Below are 16,523 nucleotides of genomic sequence, written 5' to 3'. Positions count from 1 at the left end.
AACGTGGAGACGTACGCCACCGGTGTGTTCCGCGGCTCCGTGATCGCCGCGACCAACTCACGCAGGACCGTACCGGCCGACACGCTTTGTCCGAACCCGCCCAAGCAACCTAACCTTGGAGAACCGTCATGCCACAGCGCCCGAAACTCGTCCTCGTCGGTCAGTTGTCCGTGTTCCCCTGGGTGTTCGAAGCAGCCAAGCGCGCCGGTATCGACCTGATCCTCGTCCCCAGGGGGGACGACTCGGCGGAGTCCGCTGGGCGGGCCGACGCGGTGGTCGAACTGCTGCCACTGGACATCGACGAAGACCCGGAAGGCGCGCTGTCCGCGCTCGCCGACCGCTACCGGCGGGAGCCCTTCGACGGAATCATGGCGGGCAACGAGAGGGTCGTGCCGTTCGTGGCACGCGCCGCGCATGAGCTGGGCCTCACCGGCCTGACCGAGGAGGCGGCGGCCGTGGTGCGTGACAAGCGCAGCATGCGCCATCGCCTGCTGGAGGCAGGTCTGGGCTTGCCTGGCTTCGTGGCCATCGAGGATCCGGACGGCTGGACCGACGCGCTGGCCTTGCGGTTCCCCGTCGTGGTCAAACCAGCGAACGGCCACTCCAGCCTCGGTGTGATCCGTGTGGATGACAAGGACTGCCTTGAGCAGGCCGTGGCCCGCACATGGAAGCTCATCGAAACTCACCACCTGGGGGTCGCCGACGGACCGACCCCAGAAACCGGTGTGTTGGTCGAGGAGTACCTGGACGGGCCGGAGGTCGCCGCAGAATCCCTCGTGCACCACGGGCAGGTACGGGTCTGTGGCATCAGCTGGAAGGGGGAACTGGCGGGGCCCTACTTCGAGGAGACCATGTTCAGGGCCCCCGCCCAACTGCCCACCGAGATACTCACCGCGATCGAGGCGGAGGTGATCGGCGCCCACCACGCCTTCGGCATCACGGAAGGCACCACGCATACCGAACTGCGGCTGGTCGGTGGGGTGCGGCCGGTTCTGCTGGAGATGGCTGCGCGCCTCGGCGGCGGGGGCTTTACGCACCACCTCGTCCACTTCAGCACCGGGATCGACCTGGCCGCCGAGGCGCTGCGCATCCACCTCGGCCGGGAACCGCTCTGCTGGCGTGAGGAGCCGGCACTGGTCGGTCACGTCGCGGTCTATGAGGTGCCGGTCGGCAGCGGAGGACGGATGAAGCAGGTACACGGCTTGGACTCGGTGCGTAACGACCCGCAGGTGGACTACGTGGTGCAGACCGTGAGCCCCGGCGAACTGCTGCTCCCCTACCCGGATTTTTCCGGATACCCGGCCATCGTGGTCTCCCGTCACGAGTCGGATGCCGCGGCCGTGGCATACCGCGCCCACCTCGCCCGGACGCTGCACGTCGAGTACGAAGAGCAGGGTTGAGCATGCGCCACGGCGCGGTACGCCGTGGCGGACAACGCCTCATGGCCTTCCTCCGGACGACCGTGGACGGATTGCCGTCCCTACTGGTGGCTCTGGGGTTGGGCAGGCGGGCATCGTGCTGTTGCGCCGCATCGCCGACCGGGTCGGGCTGACCCGGGCCTTACGGCCGCGCTCCCCAAGGGCACCGGGCCTGGGTGGCGCGACCGAGGCATTACGCTGGTGCGGCTGGCCTGTCGGATCGCGCTTGGCGCGACGAACGTGCTGGTGGTCGAGCAACTCCGGCATCATTGGCGGAAGTTGTTCCCGCGACCCGTCTCAGACAGCACCCTGCGAGCATGCTGGAGGCGATCGACGGCCCGGTGGCGGCGCGGGACGAGCGCGTCCGCGCCGGGATACGGCGCGTGGTGTGGACACTGCTCGCCCTGCGGCCCGGGGGCTTTCCCTGGATCTCGGTGTGTGGCCGGGAGCTGACCGGCTGGTACGTCCTGGACCTGGACGCCAACGCCGTTGCGTTTGGCCGGTCGGTGGTTCGTCAAGCTGCTGATGAAGGAGAACGGGACCTCTGGTAGATCACTTGTGTCGAGCAAGATGATCAGGAACCAGGGGTCCCGTTGCAAGAGAAGTCTGCCATCGCCCGCACCAGCGAGACCGCCGCGGGTGTCCACGCGCCGGGACACCTCGGCGAGCTGACCCAGATCGTGGATTTCGCGCTGGTGGACGCGGTGCTGGATCCACATCATGGAAACCGGCCTTGCACCCCGCTCCCGCCGCTAAACGCAACGGCGTTGGAGTACTACTGAGCTTGAACTCGGGTTGTCGCAGTCGCTGACGGAGCTTGATTCTCGCGGTAGGCCGTTGTCATGGGGTATGCGCAGGGCAGCGGTCTGTCGGACGAGCGTCGGCAGTTCCGCGAGGGGATCCGGATGAACGCGGCAGAGGGGGTTCGCCCGGGGCGAGCCCAGCTTGGCGATCGCCAAGGAGTTGCGGGTGAGCGCCCGGTCCGTACAGCGGTGGCGGCGGGCCTGGGACAAGAGTGGGCCGCGGGCCGTGCGCTCGGTGGGTTCGGCCTCGCCGCCCAGGCTGAGCGAGGCGCAGTTTGCCCAGCTGGAAGCGGGGTTGGCGAAGGGGCCGGTCGCGCACGGCCGGCCGGATCAGCGGTGGACGCTGTCGCGGATCAAGACTGTGATAGGCCGCCGCTTCCACCACGGAACCGGGTTGACCCTCAGCCCTACGACTTCATGAGTTCAAGCTCAGTAACCATCGAACGTGATTGCTCGGCCTGACCGGGTGGTGTTGCCGACCGGTGAGGGTCTGGCCGCCATGAAGCCTCTTCCAGGCAGGCGTGCAGGCGGTCCGCACGGAGGTCTGCCCTGACGCTGAGGGCTGTTCAACCATCCGTCGTGGACAGTTGAACAGCTCCTCTCTTTTCCCACAGCAAACTCTTCTCGTACCACACTTGAGTCGTGGTTGAGCCGCCTCGACCGATCCCATGCCACACTCGGCTCATGCTAGACAAACGTGCTGATCAATCTCTGATCGGACGGGCAAGGCAAATTCGCGGGGGCCTTATGGGCACCCCACTGATTCCGCTGGCGGACGAGCAGTGTGACATCGTCGCGAAGCTGGAATTCTGCAATCCCGCCGGAAGTACCAAGGACCGTTCGGCACTGTGGATTTTGGAACAGGCGATCGGTCGCGGGGAGATAACGCAGGACACCACGGTGGTCGAGTCGTCGTCCGGCAATTTCGCGCTGGCCCTGGCTTTCTACTGCCGCTTGCTCGGCATCTCGTTCGTCCCGGTCATCGATCCGAACTGCAACGAGGCCACCGAGGCCCAACTCCGGCTGCTGTGCGGGCGGGTGGAGAAAGTTTCCCTTCGTGATGCGGCGGGCAGCTACCTCAAGACCCGGCTGTCCCGGGTGCGGGAACTGCTGGTCGAACTCGACTCGGCCTATTGGCCCAACCAGTACGCCAATCCGGATGCCCGCGACGCGCATTACCGCTTCACCGCGGGCGAGTTGATCGCGCAGGCCGGCCCGCTCGACTACCTCTTCGTCGGCGTGGGCACGGGCGGCACGATCGCCGGGCTCTCCCACCGGGTCAAGGAAACGTACCCGGGCTGCGTGGTCGTCGCTGTCGACACCGAAGGCTCGGTGATCTTCGGAGGCCCGCCGAAGAAGCGGCGGATCCCCGGCATCGGCTCCAGCATCGTGCCGCCGCTGTGCGGTCAGGCGCTGATCGACCAGGTCGAGATCGTCTCCGAGGTGCGCGCCGTCGAGGCCTGCGGCGCCCTGGTCGCCAAGTACGGCCTGTACGCGGGAGGTTCCACCGGCAGCACCTATGCCGCCGTCCAGGACTACTTCGCTCGTCAGCGACCCGGCGCACACCGCCCCCGGGTCGCCTTCATCGCCGCCGACCGCGGCCACGCCTACGCCCGGACCGTCTACGACCCCACGTGGGTCCAGCAGCTGCGCGCGGAAGCGGCAGCGCCCGCCGGCGTCGAAGCCCTGGCCGTCAACTGAAGGAGAGCCACCCCGTGTCCACCCTGGCCCCACCGCCCATGACCGTGATCGGCGCGGGCGAGATCGCCGCCGAGACGGACCGTCACCGTCCGGAGCTCGTCGAGGTCGTCCGTGCCGCCTACCTCGCGCACGACGCCGGTCAGAGCGCGAACCCGCACAGCTCGTTCCTGCGCTTCCCGCACCAGAGCCGGTCGCGCATCATCTCCCTGCCCGCCTATCTGGGAGGCGAGTTCGAGGTCGCCGGCAACAAGTGGATCGCCAGTTTTCCGGACAACACGCGCCACGGAATCCCCCGCGCCTCGGCGACGCTGATCCTCAACGACTGCGTCACCGGGTACCCGTTCGCCTGCATGGAGTCCTCGATCGTCTCGGCGACGCGGACCGCTGCGTCCGCGGTGCTCGGCGCGCAGACGCTGCTCGGCGACCGCCGAGCCCGCCGGGTCGGCATCGTGGGCACGGGTCTGATCGCCCAGCACGTATGGCGGTTCCTGCGTGATCTCGACTGGGAGATCGACGGCTTCCGGCTCTTCGACCTCGACCCGGCGGCGGCGGGCCGCTTCGGCGCGGTCATGGCCGAGCACACCGACGCCGAGATCGAGGTCGCCGGCACGGTGGAGGACGCGTTCACCGACTGCGACCTGGTGCTGCTGGCCACCGTGGCCGGCGAACCGCACCTGCACGACCCCCGGCTGCTGGCGCACAACCCGGTGGTCCTGCACCTGTCCCTGCGCGACCTCGCCCCCAAGATGATCCTCGCCGCCCAGAACGTCACCGACGACATCGACCACGCCGTACGCGAGCACACCTCGCTGCACCTGACCGAACAGCGCACCGGCAACCGGGACTTCGTCGACGGCACCCTCGGCGACCTGCTGCGCGGGCGGCTGCACCGGGACGTCGCGCGCCCGGCGGTCTTCTCGCCGTTCGGGCTCGGCGTACTCGACCTCGCCGTCGGCAAGTGGGTGCACGACCGGGTCGTCGCCGCAGGCCGGGGCCGCCGCGAGAGCGACTTCTTCACCGGCGTGGGGGTCTGACGCATGAGCGCCTCGCCCGAGCTGCGCCCCACCGGGGACCGGTACGTCGTCGTGGTGAACGACGAGGAGCAGTACTCGGTCTGGTTCGCCGACCGTGCCCTGCCCGCCGGCTGGACCGCCACCGGCGCGCAGGGCACCCGCCAGGACTGCCTGGACCATATCGAGGAAGTGTGGACCGACCTGACCCCGCGCTCCGTGCGCGCGCCGACGAGGACGGCCGACGGCCTCGCGGCGGCCTGGCTGCGCGGACTCGGCAGCCGCGCGCGCACCGCGCGGCGGCGGCTGTTCGTCTTCCCGCACGCCGGGGCCGGCGCGTCCGCCTACCGGCTGGCGGCGCACCTGCCGGACACCGTCGAGGTCTGTACGGTCCAGTTGCCCGGCCGGGAGACCCGGTTCACCGAACCGGCCCTGACGTCCCTGGACGAGGCCGTGGCCGCGCTCGCGCCGCTTCTCGCGGACCGCACCGACCTGCCGTACGCCTTCTTCGGGCACAGCATGGGCTCCCTGATCGCCTTCGAGACCGCCCGACGGCTCCGGGCCCTCGGCAGGCGGCTGCCCGAGCACCTGTTCCTGTCGGGCATGCGCGCCCCCGGCCTGCCGGACCGCGCCCCCCGGCACACGCTGCCGGCCGACGAGCTGCTCGCCACGGCCGAATTCGACGGCCTGGACGCCCAGTTGCAGACGATACTGCTGCCGCTGCTGCGCGCGGACCTGACGCTGTGCGAGACGTACACACACCGGGCCGAGGCACCCCTGCCCTGTCCCCTGACCGTTCTGGCCGGCTCGGACGACGACAGCGTCGACGGGACGGAACTCGCCGACTGGCGCAAGCACACCTCGGCCGACTTCGCACTGCACCTGTTTCCTGGTGCCCCCCACCTGTATGTGCGCGGCGCGGAACGACAGCTGGCAGAGACGATCACGCGCGCCTTCCCCGCGCGGGGCTGAGAAAGGATCCGTTCATGGCGCCGACCACCCTGGTCGCACTGTGGGAACAGCAGGCAGCCGCGACACCCGACGCGGTCGCCGTCGTCGCGGGAGCACACCGCGCCACCTACGCCGACGTGGACCGCCGGGCCACGGCAGTCGCCGCCGAGCTGCAGGCACGCGGCATCGGACCGGAGAACCTGGTCGGCGTCTGTCTCGGCCGCTCGGTCGAGATGGTCGTGGCCCTGCTCGGCATCCTGAAGTCGGGCGCCGCTTACCTGCCCCTCGACCCGAGCTACCCGGCCGGGCGGCTGCGGCACATGATCACCGACTCGAGGGCCGGGCTGTGGCTGTGCGACGCGGACCACCGCGCGCAGGCCCTGGCGTCCGGCGTGGCCGACGTCCTGCTGGTCGAGGATCTCCCCGCGGAACCTGCCGCACCGGTGGCCCCGGTGGTACACCCGCACCACCTGGCTTACGTCATCTACACCTCCGGTTCGACCGGCCTGCCCAAGGGCGTGGCCGTCGACCACGCGGCGATCGCCTCGTTCCTGCGGAGTGTGGCCGAACGCCCCGGCCTCGGGGCGGACGACCGGGTCCTCGCGCTGACCCCGCTGTCGTTCGACATCTCGGTACTGGAGCTGTTCTTGCCGCTGACCCGGGGAGCGACGGTGGTGATGGCCCCGCGCGCCGCCAACACCGACCCCGAGCTGCTGGCCGCCACCATCGCCGAGGCGGGTGTGAACGTCGTCCAGGCGACCCCCACCACCTGGCGGATGCTGCTGGCGTCCGGCTGGAGCGACGGGCACGGCCGGGTACTGCTGTCGGGCGGTGAGCCGCTCGATCCGCAGCTGGCCCGCGACCTGCTCGCCACCTGCGGCACCCTGTGGAACCTGTACGGGCCGACCGAGGCGACGGTGTGGGCCACCGCCGCCCGCATCGACGCCGTGGCCGACCGGGTCACGGTCGGCACGGCCCTGCCCAACACCCGGCTGCACGTCGTCGACGAGGGCGGGCGGGAGGCCGGCCCAGGAGTCACCGGCGAGCTGTGGATCGGCGGCGCGGGCGTGGCGCGCGGCTACCTCAACCGGCCCGCGCTGACCGCCGACCGGTTCGTGCCCGACCCGTTCGGGGACGCCTCCGGGCGCCTGTACCGGACCGGCGACCTCGCCCGGTGGTCCGCCGACGGCATGCTGGAGGTGCTGGGTCGCAACGACGACCAGGTCAAGGTGCGCGGCTTCCGCATCGAGCTCGGCGAGATCGAGGCCTGTGTGCGCAGCCACCCCCTCGTCACGGACGCGGTGGTGGTCGTCGACCGCGAGGCGGCCGGCGGCGACCAGTTGCTGGCGTACCTCGTGCCCGCGCACGATGTGCGGAACGTATCCGAGGACCTGTCCCGCCAGGTCCGTGACCACCTCGCGCAGCGGCTGCCCGCCCACATGGTGGCCCAGGGCTACGCAGTGCTCGACGCCCTGCCCCGCACCCCTGCGGGCAAGGCCGACCGCGGCGCCGTGCGGCGGATCCCGTACAGCCCGGTCCGGGCGAGCGGGCCGGTGCCCGACGACGCCCCGCTGCCGCCGCACACCGCGGCGGTGCGCCGCGTGTGGGCCGAGGTGCTCGGGCTCGACGACGTGTCCCCGTACGACGACTTCTTCGGCCTGGGCGGCCAGTCGCTCACCGCGGTACGGGCCGTGGCCCGGCTGCGTGCGGAGCTCGGCGTGCCGGTCGACGCCCAGTCGGTCTTCGCGCATCCGACACCCGTCACGCTCGCCGCCGCCCTGATCGGCGTGGCGCCCTCGGACGACGAGCCGATCCCCGCGGCCGCGACCGCCGAACTCTCCTTCGGCCAGGAGCGGATCTGGTTCTTCGAGCAGCTGAACGACGCAAGTCCCGCCTACCACCTGCCCGTCGCCCTGGGCCTGCCCGGCGGGCGCGTCGACCTGACGCTGCTGCAGGACTGCCTGTCCGCGCTGGTGCGACGGCACCCGGCGCTGCGCACGGCCCTCGTCGCCGTCGACGGGCGGGGCCGCCCCGAACTGCGCGAGCCGGGACCGGTACCGCTGCGTCGCACCGAGGTCGCCGAGGAGGATCTGGACGCGCTGGTGACCGAGCGGATCCGCGCCCCCTTCGCCCTCGACCGCCCACCGCTGCTGCGCGCGGACGTGCTGCGCACCCCGAGCCGTGACCTCACGTTGCTGACGATTCATCACCTCGCATGTGACGGCGCATCGGTCGACCTGATGGTGCGGGAACTGGGCGAGCTCTACACGGAGCTCGCCGCCGGCCGCCGCCCCGCCCCGGCACCGCTGCCCGTGACGTACGCCGACTACGCGGCCTGGCAGCGCGAACGGCTCACCGGCGCCGAGCTGGAGCGGCTGCTCGACCACTGGCGCACCCGGCTGTCCGGCGTGCCCGCCCTGGAGCTGCCGACCAGCCGACCCCGGCCGGCCGTCGCGAGCCACCGCGGCCGCCGCGAACTGCTGCGCATCCCCGCCGACTTGGCGCACCGGCTGCGCACGCTGTGCCGGGCCGAGGGTGTCACCCTGTTCATGGGCCTGCTGGCCCCGTTGCAGGTGCTGCTCGGCCGGTACGCCGACGAGAGCGATGTCGCCGTCGGCACCCTGGCTGGCGGCCGGCCGCGCCCCGAACTGGACGAGGTGGTCGGCTACTTCGTGAACACCGTCGTCCTGCGCACCGACCTGTCCGGTGACCCGACCTGGCGCGAGCTGCTGGGCCGGGTCCGCGAGGTCGCGCGGCAGGCGTACGCGCACCAGGAGCTGCCCTTCGAGAAGCTGGTGGCGGAGCTGAGCCCGGAGCGCGACCTGAGCCGCAACCCGCTCTTCCAGGTGCTGTTCGCCCTGCACGAGGAGCCGGAGGCCGGCCACCTCACCGAGCTGTACGACCGCAAGGAGCTGGAGGGACGGCTCGGCACCGCCCGCTTCGACCTCGCCCTCGACGTGACGGACCACGCCGCCGGGGCCGGTGACCTCAGCGTCTCCGTCGAGTACGCCACCGACCTGTTCGACGCGGACTTCGTCCGGGGCCTCGGCCGGCACTTCCTGCGGGTGATCGAGCAGATGGTGTCCGACGCCACGGCCCACCTGTCCGAGCTGGAGCTCGTCTCGGCCGATGAGCTGCGCGCCCTCTCCCTCGGCAACCGGGCCGAGCCGCTGCCCGAGCCGACCACCCTGGTCCGCCTGTGGGACCGCCAGGTGCGGACCACCCCGGACGCGGTCTGCGTCGTGGGCGACGGCCGGACGCTGACGTTCGCCGAGACCGACGCGCGGGCCTCGGCCCTGGCCCGGGAGCTGCGGGCCGGGGGCGTGCGCCCCGAAAGCCTGGTCGGCGTCTGCCTGGAACGCTCGGTGGAGCTGGTGGTCGCCCTGCTGGGCGTGCTGAAGGCGGGCGGCGCCTACGTCCCGCTCGACCCCGGCTACCCGACGGACCGGCTGCAGTACCTGCTGGCCGACTCGGGCGTACGCCTGGTCGTCGCGGACCCGGGGCACCCCGCCTCGGCCCTGTTCGGCGACGGCGTGCGGCTCGTGGCGGTGGACCAGGAACCCGGGGCGGACCCCGGGCCGGCCGAGGAGGCACAACCGCACCACCTTGCCTACGTGATCTACACGTCCGGCTCGACCGGCAACCCCAAGGGCGTCGCGATCACCCACGCCAACATCACCGGGTTCCTGGAGTGGAACCAGCGGCTGTGCCGGCTCACCGGGCGGGACCGGGCCCTGCTCAACCACTCGGTGGCGTTCGACAACTCGGTCTGGGAGATCTTCCAGTGCCTGGTGTCCGGCGCCGAACTGCACCTGGCGAGCCCCACCGCCGCCTACGACCCCGAGGAGTTCCTGCGAGAGGTCGCCGCGCGCGGCATCACCACGCTCAACGCGACGCCCTCGCAGATGCGGATCCTGCTGGAGTCCGGTACGGATCCCGCTCCCCGACTCGCCTCCGTACGCCTGGTGTTCACCGGCGCCGAGGCCGTGCCGCACGAGGTGGCCCGCCGCATCCTGTCCGCCACCGCGCCGGGATGCCAGGTCTTCAACGAGTACGGGCCCACCGAAGCGACCGTCACCTCGGCGTTCTGCCCGATCACCGAGGAGCTGCTCGACCGGCACAGCCATCGCCCGAGCGTCCCGTTCGGCCGGGCGACCGACAACGCGCACCTCTACGTGCTGGACCCGCGGCTGCGCCCGGTCGCCCCGGGCTGTCGCGGCGAGCTGTACGTCGGCGGCAGCGCGGTCGGCCGCGGCTATCTCGGCAGGCCGGCCCGCACGGCCGGGGCGTACCTGCCCGACCCGTACGCCGCGGAGCCGGGCGCCCGTATGTACGCCACGGGCGACGTGGTCCGGCTGCTGCCCGACGGAAATCTGGTCTTCCTCGGCCGCAACGACCACCAGGTCAAGGTGCGCGGCTTCCGCATCGAGCTCGGCGAGATCGAGTCCGCACTCCAGAGCCACCCCGCCCTCGCCGAGTGCGTGGTGGCCGTGCGCCGTACCCGCACCGGCGTGGACCAGCTGGCGGCCTACCTGATCCCCGAGCACCCCGACCGACCCGCCCCGGACCCGGCCGAACTGCGCGCCCACCTGGCGGAGCAACTGCCGCCGTACATGCTGCCGCAGAGCTACACCGTGATCGACGAGATCCCCCTCACCCCGAACGGCAAGGTCGACCGGGACGCACTGCCCGACCCACGCCCGGTGTCCGCCCCGGCCCCCGCCACCCGCCGGGCCGTCACCAAGCAGCAGCTCCTCGTCGCCGAAGTGTGGCGGGAATGCCTGGGCGTCGAGGAGGACTTCGGGCCACAGGACGACTTCTTCGACGTCGGTGGCACCTCGTTGACCATCACCACGGTCGCGGGCCGGCTCGGCGAACGGCTCGGGCGCCGGGTCCCGCCGGCCCTGGTCTTCACCAACCCCACCGTCGCGGGCCTCGCCGAGGCCCTGGAGGCGGACACACAGCGATGAGCAGCACCAACAGCACAAGCGTCGTCCTGGCCGACGCCTATCTGCCGAGTCACCCGTCGGCGTACGCGTTCATGAACCGCGGCTGCGCCGTCGTCCGCGTACAGAGCACGGCGGAGGCAGGGCGGCGGGACTGCGCGGGGCGCGGCAACTGCTCGTCGAGTACGCCGGATCGCTGAGGGACTTCCCCCGCGAGGTCGGCGGCCGGATCGTGGTCGAGCCGCTGCGCGGCACGGCGAACGGCTCGGCGCGCTCGGCCTCGCGGGCGGCGCGCTGGTGCCGGCCGGGACGGCATGGGACCGCAGGGCCGCGGGCTGACGAATGGCGAACACGGGAAACGCCGACCGCCGCCCGGTGTGCTGCCGGGCGGCGGTCGGCGTCGAGCGCGGTGCGCGCTCGACAGGCGCGGGCAGGCTCAGCCGACGGGGTCGCCGTCGAGCTGCTCCACGGGGGCGACGTCCCCGGCCGGTGCGGCCTCGCTCGTGGCCGCGGGCCGCCGGTCGAGCCCGAGCACGAGCGGTACGGCCAGCACGCTGATCGCGGCGAGGAACACCCAGGGCAGCGCCGCACCGCCCGCCAACAGCGCTGTGAGCAGCGCCGGGGCGACGGCACCGCCGATCGACCAGGACAGCTGGTAGACGCCCGCGGGCGCTCCTGCTACACCGCTCTCCTGATGAGTCTGTCGGCGGCGGCTGAACTTGGGTTCTGTCGCAGGTGTCTTCGGTTTGGTTGGTTCAGTTGTTGTCGGTGGTGGCGGTGGGGACGCGTCCGAGTTCACGTCCTCGCATGCGGAATGAGTCGCCCTTGAGGGAGTGGACCTCGGCGTGGTGGACGAGGCGGTCGATCATGGCGGCGGCCACGGGCTCGCGGATGTTCCCTGCCACTCCGAGCGCCTCAACAAGGCGTCGTGTCGCAGGGTGTGCATTTCCACCGCTGGTGACTGGGCTTCAGGCAGTATGGCTTTCGCCGTATCACGCGGGCTTTGCGCGGCAGCGCCTTTGACGCCTTCTCAACGCTCCAGGCTTTCCCGCCATGCTGTTGTCCCCTCGCGCTTTCGCGTCCAGGTCAGGCGGGTAGCCCCAAGGTCATCTCCTTCCGAACCTCGGCCCCCTGCGGGGGCGATCCAGCGCCGAGTGAAACGGCGCACCGTTTCAGAGTATCCGGCTCTCCAGTGACTATTCCGTGGAGTCAGCGGCCAGTTGCCGCGCATGGATTTCGTCGTGGCAAGCGGCGCAGACTACAAACGTCTTGCGTCGATTCACGGCATCGCCGTCAACCCTCGGAAGAATCGAAGTCAACTCATGGCCATTGGTCTTCCCCCCATCGGTAGGATGTGTTCCACGGGCGTTCGCCACTCTTGCGGCATGGCCGAAAGTAAACGCTCCCCATGGCTGCAGAAGTATTATTTTTTCGGGTGTTCAAGTATTCCATTCACAAAGCGGATATCCAGTGTCCACGGAAGCCGTTGATTGAGAATTGAGCCGCAATTGAGTCGCGCCGGATGGCAGGGTGGAACAGTTACCCCTGCGGGCCGAGAGGCCCAGCCGCCATCGAGCAGGAGGGGACGCCTCATGTCAGCAACCGGTAACAGCCCAGTACAATGAGGAGTTCCGCACGCCGTGCAGTGACTTGCCCGCGGCCGCCCAGCACGTCAAGGACTTCCCGACGCTCGCACCTTGGCATGGCGAGCATTTGGCGGAGCCCCTCTTCGTTGCCGAGGCGGGCGAATTGCCCGCCCACGCGGCGAAGTAAAGAGAGGTCATGATGCCGCAGAATTTCCCCGCGCCTTCGACGTGGCGGCGGATTCAGACGGCCTGGGGTCTGCCGGACCTCGCGGGGAAAGGCCGGTTCGTCGCGGCCAATCTGATCGACAGTCTGGGAAACGGGCTGGTGGGGGCGTTCATCGTCGTCTTCTTCGTGAAGACGACGTCGCTGTCACTGGTAGCCGTCGGCGCCGCGCTGACCGCCGGCCAGCTGCTTGTTCTGCCCGTTCCGTTCTTTATCGGGCCCCTGTTGGACAGATACGGTCCGCGCACTGTGGTCGCTGTGGGTAACTGGATTTCGGTGGTCGGTTTCATCGGTTTCCTGTTCTCGCACGCGGCCTGGCAGATCGTGCTGTGGCAGTTCGCGGTTCAAGTGGGTTCCACCGCCTTCTGGATGGGCAGCAGTCCGCTCGTCGTGCTGGTCGCCCAAGGTGTGCAGCGGGCCCGTTGGTTCGGCTTCGTCCGTGGCCTGCGCAATGTCGGCGTCGGTTTCGGCGGCGCTGTGTCCGCGGTGGCCCTGAGCATCGGAACCGTCGCCGGGCTGCGGGCGGTCATGGTGGTCAACGTGGTCACCTTCGCCGTCGCAGGCTGGCTCGTGATCACCTTGCGGGGCGCGGACACGAGCGAGGCGGCCGGCGCCGGGCCTGCTGAGCCGAAGTCCTCCGAGCCGGAGCAGGAGGTGGGCGAACCCACCAGACCACCCTCGGGCGGCTATCGCACCGTGCTGAGGGACACTCGGTATCTGCGGCTGGTCGCGACGAACATCTCCTTCGTCTTCGCCTCCACGGTGATCACGGTGCTGCTCGTCGTCTACGCGGTGAACTACCTCGATGTCGGCGCCTGGATCGTCGGCGTGCTCGTCGCGCTGAACGCGGCCATGGTCGCGCTGCTCCAGACGCTCGCCAGCCGGTGGATCGAAGTCCGCAGGCCGGTGACGGTGCTGGTGCTGGCCCTGCTGTTCAACGCGGCCGCGTTCGTCGTCTTCGGCACGCTGCTCGTGCTGCCCGGCTGGGCGATGATCGCCGGGCTGCTGATCGCGATGGTGCTGTACACCGCGGCCGAGATCCTCAGCTCGCCGCCGACCAGCGAACTGAGCGTGGTGATGGCTCCCGAGCATCTGAGGGGCCGCTATCTGGGCGTCTACCAGATGTCCTGGTCGGTCGGCGGCGCCGTCGCCCCGGCGCTGCTCACAGCGCTGTTGGCGGGCGGTGCGGCGCTGCCCTGGGTGTTCCTCACCGCGATCAGCGTGCTGGCCGTACCGCTCGTGCTCGGACTGGACCGGGAGCCCGAGCCCACGAGCGAGGCCGCACCGGCCGGGGATGTCGCCCCCGTGGAGTAGTTCGACGACGAGCCAGCCCGCGCCTGTTGAGCGCGCACCGCGCTCGAGGCCGACCGGCGCCCGGCAGCACACCGGGCGCCGGTCGTCACCGACGAAGAGCGGCCATGACCTGTGGCTCCCGCCACCCCGCCCACCCCCGTCCCGCCAGGAGGAACCCGTGGCACACGTACGGCATCTGATCTCGATCGACGACCTCACCGACGCCGACCTGCACGCCCTCGTCGCACGCGGCGCCGAGTTCTCGGCCGGCACCGCTGGCCCGGTGGCCCCGCTCGACGGGGATATCGTCGGCATCTACTTCAGCAAGACCTCCACCCGCACCCGCACCGCGTTCTCCAGCGGCGCGCTGCGCCTGGGCGGCCGCATCGTCGCGTACGGGCCGGGCGACCTCCAGCTCAACACGGGCGAGACCAATGAGGACACCGGCCGGGTAATGTCCCGCATGCTCGACGTGCTGGTCGCGCGGACCTCGGGCGACCCTGCGGAGATGCGAGTCTGGGCGGCCCAGGACCGGATGGCGGTCGTCAACGCGATGAGCGCCGACGAGCACCCCACCCAGGCGCTCACCGATCTGACCACCATGCGCCGCCGGTTCGGCGGGATCGACGGCCTGCGGGTGCTGTACGTCGGCGAGGGCAACAACACCGCCTCCGCGCTCGCCCTCGCCCTGACCCGGTTCCCCGGCACCGAGCTGGAGTTGCGCACCCCGCCCGGGTACGGCCTCGCGCCCGCCTACCGCGAGCGGGCCGCCGCTCAGGCCGCCCGCCACGGGTCACTCTTCCGGGAGCGGCACGACGTGGCGGACCTGCCGGGCGACCTCGACGTCATCTACACCACCCGCTGGCAGACCACCGGCACCAGCAAGTCCGACCCCGGCTGGCGGGCCGTGTTCGCGCCGTTCCAGGTGACGGCGGCGCTGTGGGAGGACAGCCCCAAGGCCGTCTTCATGCACGACCTGCCCGCGCACCGCGGCGAGGAGGTCACTGCGGATGTCTTGGACGGGCCCGCCGGCATCGCCTTCGAACAGGCCGAGAACAAGATGCACAGCGCAATGGCGGTGCTGGAGTGGTGCAGGCCATGACGGTGACCGAGGCGGCCCCGGCCACTGGGCTTGATCGCCGAGTAGCCGAGGGGATTCGCACCCCTCAGCCCTCACAGATCCGTACGTGACGATCTCTCGTCATACGGCTCTTGTCGTTCTGGTCACCAGACGCGGGGGGTGCCCCTATGTGTTTGGTCAAGGTCCAAGGCCAGTATGAGGCTGATCCTTTGGAGTGGACACCCTGACAATGGATCTCGAGGGTCCAGGGAGGATGTCCAGATGGGACGCAAGTCTCCGTATCCGGATGAGTTCAGGAAGGACGCCGTCGCGCTCTAGCTGTGTTGTCCCGGGACGTTGGTGACAGGCGACATGCCTCTCAGGGTGCTTGAAAGAGGGAGGGCCTTCTGGTTTCGGTGTGGATTGCGAAGTCTGCACCGATGCCAGGAGGCCCTCGTGATCCACCGTAACGCCCCGCTGACGCCGACCGGCAGGCTGCGTCTGGCCCGGTGCGTCGTCGATGACGGCTGGCCGTTGCGCCGGGCCGCGGAACGGTTCCAGGTCAGCCACACGACAGCGGCACGCTGGGCCGGCCGCTACCAACGTCATGGTCATGCGGGGATGAAGGACCGCTCCAGCAGGCCCCACCACCAGCCTCACCGCACGTCCGCAGCGGTGGAGGACGAGGTCGTCCGCATGCGACGCGAGCACCGGATCGGCCCGCTGCGGCTGGCCGTCCGTGCCGGTGTCGCAGCTTCCACCGCCCACCGCATCCTCAGGCGCCACGGCCTGCCGCCGCTGGCCGCCACCGACCGGGCCACCGGTGAACCCGTCCGCCGCTACGAACGCGCCCGCCCCGGCGAACTGGTCCACATCGACGTCAAGAAACTCGGCCGCATCCCCGACGGCGGCGGCCACAAAGCCCTCGGCCGGGCCGCCGGCCGCAAGAACCGCACCGGCGCCGGACTCGCCTACCTCCATACCGCTCTGGACGACCACACCCGACTCGCCTACACCGAAGACCTCCCCGACGAGAAGGCGGCCACCTGCGCGAGCTTCCTCACGCGGGCCATGGCCTGGTTCGCCGCCCGGGGGATCACCGTCGAGCGTGTGCTGACCGACAACGCCTGGGCCTACAGCAAGAACACCTGGCGCCAGACCTGCCGCGACCTGGGCATACAACCGCGCTGGACACGACCCTGGCGCCCACAGACCAACGGCAAGGTCGAACGCTTCCACCGCACCCTGCTCGACGAATGGGCCTACCACCAGCCCTACACCTCAGACGCCGAACGCCAAGCCGCATTTCCCGACTGGCTCGACTGGTACAACTACCACCGACCCCACACCGGAATCAGCGGCCACACCCCAGCCAGCCGCGTCACCAACCTCTCCGGACAACACATCTAGCGCGCCGCGGGCGGCAAGCCCTCTCTGTCAGCCTTGGGTGAGACATCCCGTTCTGCGGGGTTAGCCTGAGAGGGCACGACAGGAGAACCGTCCCTTATACCCAGCACAGAGCCCGTCGGGTC

The 16,523-nt window shown here is 70.4% G+C and carries 13 protein-coding genes and 1 pseudogene; 12 read left to right on the top strand and 2 right to left on the bottom strand.

Annotated features, from left to right (window positions below; genetic code table 11):
- The first annotated feature begins 128 nt into the window (after positions 1–128).
- From ABR737_RS05125 to ABR737_RS05085, 9 genes and pseudogenes are all read left to right on the top strand, one after another.
- On the top strand, positions 129–1,400 hold the full coding sequence (locus ABR737_RS05125) for an ATP-grasp domain-containing protein (protein ID WP_350248996.1): 1,272 nt from the start codon (positions 129–131) through the stop codon (positions 1,398–1,400).
- 335 nt (positions 1,401–1,735) lie between these two features.
- On the top strand, positions 1,736–1,969 hold the full coding sequence (locus tag ABR737_RS05120) for a hypothetical protein (protein ID WP_350248995.1): 234 nt from the start codon (positions 1,736–1,738) through the stop codon (positions 1,967–1,969).
- A 42-nt stretch (positions 1,970–2,011) separates the two neighbouring features.
- The gene (locus ABR737_RS05115; RefSeq protein WP_350248994.1) at positions 2,012–2,200 is read left to right on the top strand and encodes a hypothetical protein; all 189 of its coding nucleotides are present in this window, start codon (positions 2,012–2,014) and stop codon (positions 2,198–2,200) included.
- 60 nt (positions 2,201–2,260) lie between these two features.
- Positions 2,261–2,603, top strand: a pseudogene (locus tag ABR737_RS43880) (helix-turn-helix domain-containing protein); the annotation flags it as partial.
- A 365-nt stretch (positions 2,604–2,968) separates the two neighbouring features.
- Complete coding sequence (gene sbnA, locus ABR737_RS05105) at positions 2,969–3,922, top strand: 2,3-diaminopropionate biosynthesis protein SbnA (protein WP_350248992.1); 954 nt, start codon at positions 2,969–2,971, stop codon at positions 3,920–3,922.
- Positions 3,923–3,960: 38 nt separating this feature from the next.
- Entirely contained in the window at positions 3,961–4,956 is a 996-nt protein-coding gene (gene sbnB / locus ABR737_RS05100) for a 2,3-diaminopropionate biosynthesis protein SbnB (protein WP_502964471.1), read from the top strand.
- A gap of 3 nt (positions 4,957–4,959) precedes the next feature.
- Positions 4,960–5,904: a thioesterase domain-containing protein gene (locus ABR737_RS05095; protein WP_350248990.1), complete on the top strand. Its 945-nt coding sequence runs from the start codon at positions 4,960–4,962 to the stop codon at positions 5,902–5,904.
- A gap of 14 nt (positions 5,905–5,918) precedes the next feature.
- Positions 5,919–10,853, top strand: coding sequence for a non-ribosomal peptide synthetase (locus tag ABR737_RS05090; protein ID WP_350248989.1), 4,935 nt, complete (start codon positions 5,919–5,921; stop codon positions 10,851–10,853).
- On the top strand, positions 10,850–11,029 hold the full coding sequence (locus ABR737_RS05085) for a hypothetical protein (RefSeq protein WP_350248988.1): 180 nt from the start codon (positions 10,850–10,852) through the stop codon (positions 11,027–11,029). Before ABR737_RS05090 ends, ABR737_RS05085 begins: the two co-directional genes overlap by 4 nt.
- Before the next feature lie 236 nt (positions 11,030–11,265).
- On the opposite strand, the gene ABR737_RS05080 is transcribed toward ABR737_RS05085, so the two are convergent.
- Both ABR737_RS05080 and ABR737_RS05075 read right to left on the bottom strand, forming a co-directional pair.
- On the bottom strand, positions 11,266–11,430 hold the full coding sequence (locus ABR737_RS05080; protein ID WP_350248987.1) for a hypothetical protein: 165 nt from the start codon (positions 11,428–11,430) through the stop codon (positions 11,266–11,268).
- A 154-nt stretch (positions 11,431–11,584) separates the two neighbouring features.
- Positions 11,585–11,734 carry an ATP-binding protein gene (locus ABR737_RS05075; protein WP_350248986.1) on the bottom strand — a complete coding sequence of 50 codons (150 nt, stop codon included), beginning with the start codon at positions 11,732–11,734 and terminating at the stop codon, positions 11,585–11,587.
- An 877-nt stretch (positions 11,735–12,611) separates the two neighbouring features.
- Here ABR737_RS05075 and ABR737_RS05070 point away from each other — a divergent pair.
- From ABR737_RS05070 to ABR737_RS05060, 3 genes are all read left to right on the top strand, one after another.
- Positions 12,612–13,952 (top strand): MFS transporter, encoded by a 1,341-nt coding sequence (locus tag ABR737_RS05070; RefSeq protein WP_350248985.1) that lies wholly within the window; start codon positions 12,612–12,614, stop codon positions 13,950–13,952.
- Positions 13,953–14,109: 157 nt separating this feature from the next.
- On the top strand, positions 14,110–15,033 hold the full coding sequence (locus tag ABR737_RS05065) for an ornithine carbamoyltransferase (RefSeq protein ID WP_350248984.1): 924 nt from the start codon (positions 14,110–14,112) through the stop codon (positions 15,031–15,033).
- A 414-nt stretch (positions 15,034–15,447) separates the two neighbouring features.
- Positions 15,448–16,401, top strand: coding sequence for an IS481 family transposase (locus tag ABR737_RS05060; RefSeq protein ID WP_350248983.1), 954 nt, complete (start codon positions 15,448–15,450; stop codon positions 16,399–16,401).
- Positions 16,402–16,523: the final 122 nt, after the last annotated feature.

Origin of the sequence: Streptomyces sp. Edi2 (assembly GCF_040253635.1) — a bacterium.
Taxonomy (GTDB): domain Bacteria; phylum Actinomycetota; class Actinomycetes; order Streptomycetales; family Streptomycetaceae; genus Streptomyces.
Note: the sequence above shows the minus strand (reverse complement) of the source record. Positions and strands in the feature narration are given on the sequence as shown.